Annotated in this window: 4 protein-coding genes, 6 tRNA genes and 1 rRNA gene; all 11 read right to left on the minus strand. The window is 45.2% G+C overall.

Annotated features, from left to right (window positions below; all coding sequences use genetic code 11):
• Positions 1-47: 47 nt before the first annotated feature.
• Positions 48-1457: a pyruvate kinase gene (pyk, locus tag NXH67_RS02760; protein WP_022778022.1), complete on the minus strand. Its 1410-nt coding sequence runs from the start codon at positions 1455-1457 to the stop codon at positions 48-50.
• Between the two features lie 83 nt (positions 1458-1540).
• Positions 1541-3115, minus strand: a complete 1575-nt coding sequence (locus tag NXH67_RS02765; protein ID WP_272796294.1) for an aminotransferase class I/II-fold pyridoxal phosphate-dependent enzyme — start codon at positions 3113-3115, stop codon at positions 1541-1543.
• Positions 3108-3701, minus strand: a complete 594-nt coding sequence (locus NXH67_RS02770; protein ID WP_022778024.1) for an HD domain-containing protein — start codon at positions 3699-3701, stop codon at positions 3108-3110. The genes NXH67_RS02765 and NXH67_RS02770 overlap by 8 nt, the downstream gene beginning before the upstream one ends.
• 105 nt (positions 3702-3806) lie before the next feature.
• Positions 3807-5711 carry a M3 family metallopeptidase gene (locus NXH67_RS02775; protein ID WP_272796295.1) on the minus strand — a complete coding sequence of 635 codons (1905 nt, stop codon included), beginning with the start codon at positions 5709-5711 and terminating at the stop codon, positions 3807-3809.
• 110 nt (positions 5712-5821) lie between these two features.
• Positions 5822-5894: transfer RNA gene (locus NXH67_RS02780), tRNA-Phe, on the minus strand.
• A gap of 6 nt (positions 5895-5900) precedes the next feature.
• Positions 5901-5974, minus strand: a tRNA-Met gene (locus tag NXH67_RS02785).
• 60 nt (positions 5975-6034) lie between these two features.
• A tRNA-Tyr gene (locus tag NXH67_RS02790) sits at positions 6035-6116 on the minus strand.
• Positions 6117-6120: 4 nt separating this feature from the next.
• Positions 6121-6193 (minus strand) — tRNA-Thr (locus tag NXH67_RS02795).
• A gap of 34 nt (positions 6194-6227) precedes the next feature.
• Positions 6228-6300 (minus strand) — tRNA-Val (locus NXH67_RS02800).
• A 31-nt stretch (positions 6301-6331) separates the two neighbouring features.
• A tRNA-Asp gene (locus NXH67_RS02805) sits at positions 6332-6405 on the minus strand.
• 78 nt (positions 6406-6483) lie between these two features.
• Positions 6484-6588: ribosomal RNA gene (locus NXH67_RS02810) — 23S ribosomal RNA — on the minus strand; the annotation flags it as partial.

A 6588-nucleotide genomic window follows, 5' to 3' on the forward strand; every position in this document is an offset into this window, starting at 1 on the left:
ATGATGAAGGTAATATCTTCCCCCATATCTCCATCATCAATTCAATATCAGAGTTCTTCCACTCTGATCATATTTGTTCTGCCCGGAATTCCAAGAGGCACTCCTGCTGTGAGAACCACCTTGTCGCCGGCCTTAAGATAGCCTGCATTCTTGGCTGAGTTGATAGCCTCTCTGAAGAGCTCGTCAGCTGTATCCTCCTGTCTGATGTGCAGAGGTGTTACGCCCCACATAAGGTTGGCCTGTCTGCAAACAGTAGGATTGATGGTGCAGGCAATGATCTGGCAGTTTGGCTTGTATTTGGAAACCATGCTGGCAGTAAAGCCTGACATCGTTACTGTAAGAATAGCATCTGCATTGAGCTCAGCTGCAATATTGCAGGTAGCGTGTGAAATAGCTGTAGTTGCATCGATAGGTGCGTAGTCTCTCTTGTGAAGTCTTCCTACGTAGTCGATGTCAGCCTCTGTACGCTCAGCAATTCTTGCCATGGTCTTAACCGCCTCAACAGGATAATCTCCTGAAGCAGTCTCACCTGAGAGCATGATTGCTGTTGTTCCGTCGTAAATAGCGTTGGCAACGTCAGTAACCTCAGCTCTTGTCGGACGGGGATGATGGATCATGGAATCCAGCATCTGGGTAGCAGTGATAACGTACTTACCCTCAGACTCAGCGAGCTTGATCATCTCCTTCTGGATAACAGGTACGTCCTCAAAAGGAACCTCAACACCCATGTCACCTCTGGCAACCATGATTCCGTCTGCCTCTTTGAGGATGTCCTTAAGGTTGTTGATACCCTGCATGCTCTCGATCTTGGCAATGATCTTCATCTGGCTGTTCTTTTCCTTAAGGATCTCTCTGATATCAAGAACATCCTGTCTGGTTCTTACGAAAGAAGCAGCTACAAAGTCAAATCCCTGCTCACAGCCAAAAATAATATCGCTCTTATCCTGCTCTGAAAGATAAGGCATTGTGAGCTCCGCACCGGGAACATTTACGCCCTTCTTATCTGATACAGGTCCGCCGTTAACTACTGTGCAGACGATATCCTCGCCTGTTACTTCATCGACTCTAAGCTCGATAAGACCATCATCGATAAGAATAGTATTTCCGCTCTTAACGTCGCTTGGAAGCTGCTTGTAAGTGATGGAAACTTCCGTTTTTGTTCCGAGGATCTCTCTTGTAGTAAGAGTAAACTTCTGACCTGACTCAAGCTCTTCCTTGTGATTCTCAAAGTCCTTAAGTCTTATCTCAGGTCCCTTGGTATCAAGCATTACTGCCACAGGAAGCTCAAGCTCGTCGCGAAGCTTCTTGATTCTGTCGTATTTTCTCTTGTGCTCCTCATGTGAGCCGTGTGAAAAGTTAAATCTTGCTACGTTCATACCTGCCAGCATGATCTCTCTGAGCTTCTCCTCGCTCTCGCTGGCAGGTCCAATAGTACAAATAATCTTGGTCTTACGCATATTAATCCTTCCTGAAAAAAAATAAATCACCCAATACTCAGTTTTTTGCTAAGACCCGTAATGAGCATGTCTCTATGCTCGCACTAGTATCTTAATACCTGCAACGTGGCCTTACCGTCATCAGATACTTCCACGCCCTGCAGGTTCATCTCCCTGCTGAGGTATCCCTTTAATTCACGGATCATCTCTTCTGAAACGATCTCTCCCGGCGCAAGAAGCGGTATCCCGGGTGGATACAGATTAACAAAATCTCCCGAAATCCTGCCGGATGCCTTCTCTAAAACAACCTTCTCCTTCACTGCGTCCCAGGCCTTATACAGCGGTTCTGCAACTTTTGGCAAAGAGACTGTCGTACACCTGCCGTCAACATTGCCACTATCGCCGGAATCTTCTTTGCCGGAAACATTGGTCCCCGGTTCCTTGGCGATTAATCGAGCATCAATATCCTTAATTGCCTCAATTAGCCTGTCTATGCCTGCCTCCTTATCCCACCCCGAGATAATGGCCAAAGCATAGTAATTTCCTGACATTTCAAGTTGCAGTGAATATTCCTCGCGTAGTATATCATAAAGTTCCTTGCCTGTCATGGCATGTTTGTTTACAAAAATCAGTACTTTTGCGGGGTCTTCTATGTCACTTCTGCCTACAACCTTTAAGATACTGCATTTTTCGCAGGCTTTTTGTATTTTTTCCCTAAAATACAGGAGCCTTGAGAAGAACTCCTCCCCATTTTCCTCAATTTCCTTCATGCACAGATCGATTGAGGACATAAGTACATAAGAAGGACTTGAGGACTGATATACTCGCAAAAAGCGTTTCAGCAGCTCCTTATCAACAAGGTCTCCCCGGACATGTATCAGCGCTGTCTGTGTCATGGAAGGAAGCGTCTTGTGAACACTGTGCACCACAATATCCGCCCCTTGATGCACAGCGCTATCAGGGATTGTGTAACCGTTTTCCCCACTTTCCTTGTTCTTGTTTAGCCCAAAATGCGCTCCGTGAGCAGCATCCACGATAAGAGGGATTCCATATTCGTGGCAGACCTTGGCGATTCCTGCGACATCTGAGCATTTTCCTTCATAGGTCGGGGATGTTATAAACACAGCCTGGATTCCGGAACTTTTTCTAATTCCTGCATTTCCACATGATATGTCACCGAAATCAATATTGCCCCCTTGATTACTGTCAGATTTTGCCTCTGTGCTGGCAGACATGCTTTCCCCCAGTGCTCTTCTCACATCCTCCGCTGTGTAACTATCAGGAATTCCGTACCTAACGTCCTGCTTATAAGGAAGATAGCTGATATCCAGCCGCCTTAAATACGCAGCATGATAAAAAGATTTATGGCTCCCTCTTGCTGCAAGGATCCTGCCCCCTTCTGTTACTGCCGCGGATACAGCACTAAGAACTCCGCAGCTACTGCCGTTCACAAGAAAATAAGTCTTTTCTGCGCCATAGAGCCTGTTGGCCCTCTCCTCAGCCTCCAGGATTATTCCCTCTTCGTCGTGAAGATTGTCGTAGCCGTCTATTTCTGTAATATCACATCGAAAAGCACCCTTCATCGGGGTGCTCTCAAGGTTTCTTTTATGTCCCGGCATGTGAAAAGGATACATATCACTGTCGGAGAGTTTAATAAGTTCCCTGTATAACTCAGGCATAATTAACTCTTATCTTTCCCTTCTTAAGCTTAAGTGTCTCAAGTGTGGAAGCATATTTATCTGCCATGCAGACAACCCATGCCTCTCTGCAGCGCGGCGGCTTAACAGTTAACGGCCACATGTGCTTGCGAATTATCTCTTTTTCCCTCTCTGAAAGAGAAAAATCTCTTGTGGCATTCTTAAGAGCGATTCCCGGATGATAGAATCCATGGAGCTTGGGATGAATATTTCCCGGCGCCTCTCCGTCATGCCAGTCATAGAGGAAATAGTCATGAAGGAGGGCTCCTCTTACCATCTGTCTCTCCTTGGCATTGATGCCAAGCTTTCTGTTGAGCTTGATCGCACACAAAGCAACATGGATACAGTGCTCAAACACCGTAACATTTCCATGCTGAATAAAAGTCTTGAGCGTTAAGAATTTCTCGGAGGAAAGAATATCGGCAGCATGCTTGATCAGCAGCTCCTTGTACTCCTCATCCGCTTCCAGCTCATTTAATATCTCAGGGTCAAAAGCATTCGAATCGTACCCTCTTATATCCAGTACGCGCCTTAAGATCTCGCGCTCTTCTCTATCAAATCTATGCATAACAACTCCGAATAATCATCAAAATTCCGCTTTTTTGCTGTTTACATAATACCATACATTAACTAATAAACAATAAAAAACGAAAAAACTCTTGGTAAAGAATTATTACCTGTTTTTGATCAGTCTTTCGTACTCATCTACAAGCGAAGTGAAGTAAGAAAGCGCATAGTCATAGGTCTCCTCCGACAAAGGATCCACGCCTGCCATTCCAAGAAGCTCTACCGGGGATGCTGAATTTCCTTTTTTCAAAAACTCCACATATTCCTTGGAAGCCCCCTCTTCACCGGAGATTCTCTCAGCAATTGATGCCGCATAAGCCACATCAGCTGCATACTGGTATACGTAATATACGTAGTAAAGATGCGGAATCGAGGCCCACTGATACTTGGAGTCCTCAAAGTACTTAACGCTGTCGCCTCTGTACTCCTTCGTAAGCTCCGCCCACTTATCGCTAAGATCCTCTGCATCAAGGGCCTGGCCGGACTCCACGATCTTGTACATATAATCCTCAAACTCTGAGTACATCATCTGAGTGAAGAATGTCCCGGCAAACATGTTGATCGCACATTCAAGGTAAAAAAGCTTCTCATCATCAGACTCAGCATTATCCATCATATAGGTGTAATACAGCAGCTCATTAGTGGTGGAAGCCACCTCCTGAGTGAATATTGTAGGATTCTGATAAGCCGCAGGCTGACACTCCGAAGAATACATGTCATAGACCGCATGTCCCATCTCATGGGCAATAGTGCTGACATCATCGGCATATCCCGCATAGTTGAACAAAACCCAAGGGAGATATTCTGAAGAAAGCTTGGTCTCATAGGCTCCTGAATTCTTGTTGTCGGCAGGATACACGTCCACATGACCGCTTGAAATAATCTCCTTAAAATGATCGATGTAGTCATCTCCCAGAACTGATAATGAATCTATAACCTCATCAACGGCTTCGTCATATCCTATCCTGCTCCTGTAATAATATGATACAGGCTGTGACATGTTATAGCTGTATTGCTCAGTAAGTCCAAGACCCTCCGCATGAAGGTCAAGGTACCTCTGATACTCGGGAATACCCTTGTGCGCCGCATTGATCAGCATATCAAATACAGCCGTATCAAGATCATAATCGGAAAAAGCATCATCCAGCGTTGTTTCCTCATTATTAAGGACCGCTGATGCATAGGCCTGGGAGCAATTCTCCTCAAGGAGGGCTGCAAATGTATTTGCGAAGTTTTTGTATCTGGTCAGATAAGTCTTAATAGCCTCTACCTTGAATTCTTCGCTGTATTTGGAACTTCCCAATATCTTATAGTACAATTCTTCGTTCAGTTCCTCTATGGAACCGTTAGGCATCTTGATCATCGGATAAGGAAGCTCTACATTATCCAAAATATCAAATATATCCTCAGCATATCCCATTCCCATGGAAAGCGTGGATGCCACCAGCTTCTCATCCTCGGAAAGAGGCTCATAGTCCGGATCCACATAATGCCTTAGCCAATACTCATTCCCTTTGAAAATGGGGTCAGAGAATATTTCCTTTCTCTCTTCCAGGGAAAGCTCAAAAATCTCCGTATCTGCAAAGCCGCATTTCTGCTGTTCAATTCTGTCCATCTGATCAAGCTTCGCCTGCATGTTCTTAAAGACTGCGTCCGTAGCATCAAGCCCTGTTCCAAGATTAGCATACATCCACAGCTTTCTCTGTATACTTGTAAGCTCTGTAAAATATGCGAAATCAAAATACTCCTTAATTGTCTTGGCGTTATTTAACTTCCCCTTGAATTTATCATAGCCTGAAAGCATGGCCATGGCCTTATCATAGTCCGCCTGCCATTCCTCTTCACTTGCATACACAGACTCAAGATCCCAGGTTACCGGATATTTTCCCTGCTCCTGACTAATGGAATAATCGACATCTGAATTATTTATCAGTCCCTGTCTTCCGCAGGCGGTAAGCATTGTTACAGTAAGTCCCAATGCGATCAGTCTCTTAATAATTCTCTTACTCATAACCAATTACTCCTCAAACAACCGTTTTACTAACAGTCAGTTCCTTAATCATACCATAAATGCTATAAATAAAAAAAATCCCGAACATCTCGGGATTAATAAAAAAAAGATGCCTAGAGTCGGAATCGAACCAACGACACGAGGATTTTCAGTCCTCTGCTCTACCAACTGAGCTATCTAGGCACATAGTAGCGGGGACAGGATTTGAACCTATGACCTTCGGGTTATGAGCCCGACGAGCTTCCAGACTGCTCCACCCCGCGTCATTATAAATCCGTACCGCGTACGAATTATATGATTTATTGCTTATTGCAATAAAAAAATGGATGGCGGTGGATTCGAACCACCGAAGCAATTTGCAGCAGATTTACAGTCTGTCCCCTTTGGCCACTCGGGAAGCCATCCATAGAGCCGATGAGCGGACTCGAACCGTTAACCTGCTGATTACAAATCAGCTGCTCTGCCAATTGAGCCACATCGGCTTATACACACACCTATGGTAATGATGTGTATAAGTGGGGCCTACAGGGCTCGAACCTGTGACCCTCTGCTTGTAAGGCAGATGCTCTCCCAGCTGAGCTAAGACCCCGGTCATCGAAATGAATAAATATGAAGTTGAGCGACCCGAAGGGGGTTCGAACCCCTGACCTCCGCCGTGACAGGGCGGCGCTCTAACCAGCTGAGCCACCGGGCCATTTTAGGTTTTGCACCTTCAAAACCGAACACTGAATATCTTAATCCATTTTCCCTTTGTTCCTATACCAACTATTCGTTGGATAAGCCCTCGACCTATTAGTACACATCAGCTGAACACGTTACCGTGCTTACACCTTGTGCCTATCTAACCTCATACTCTCTAAGGGGTCTTACTGCTTGC

It is taken from the genome of Butyrivibrio sp. DSM 10294 (assembly GCF_028539135.1).
Taxonomy (GTDB): domain Bacteria; phylum Bacillota; class Clostridia; order Lachnospirales; family Lachnospiraceae; genus Butyrivibrio.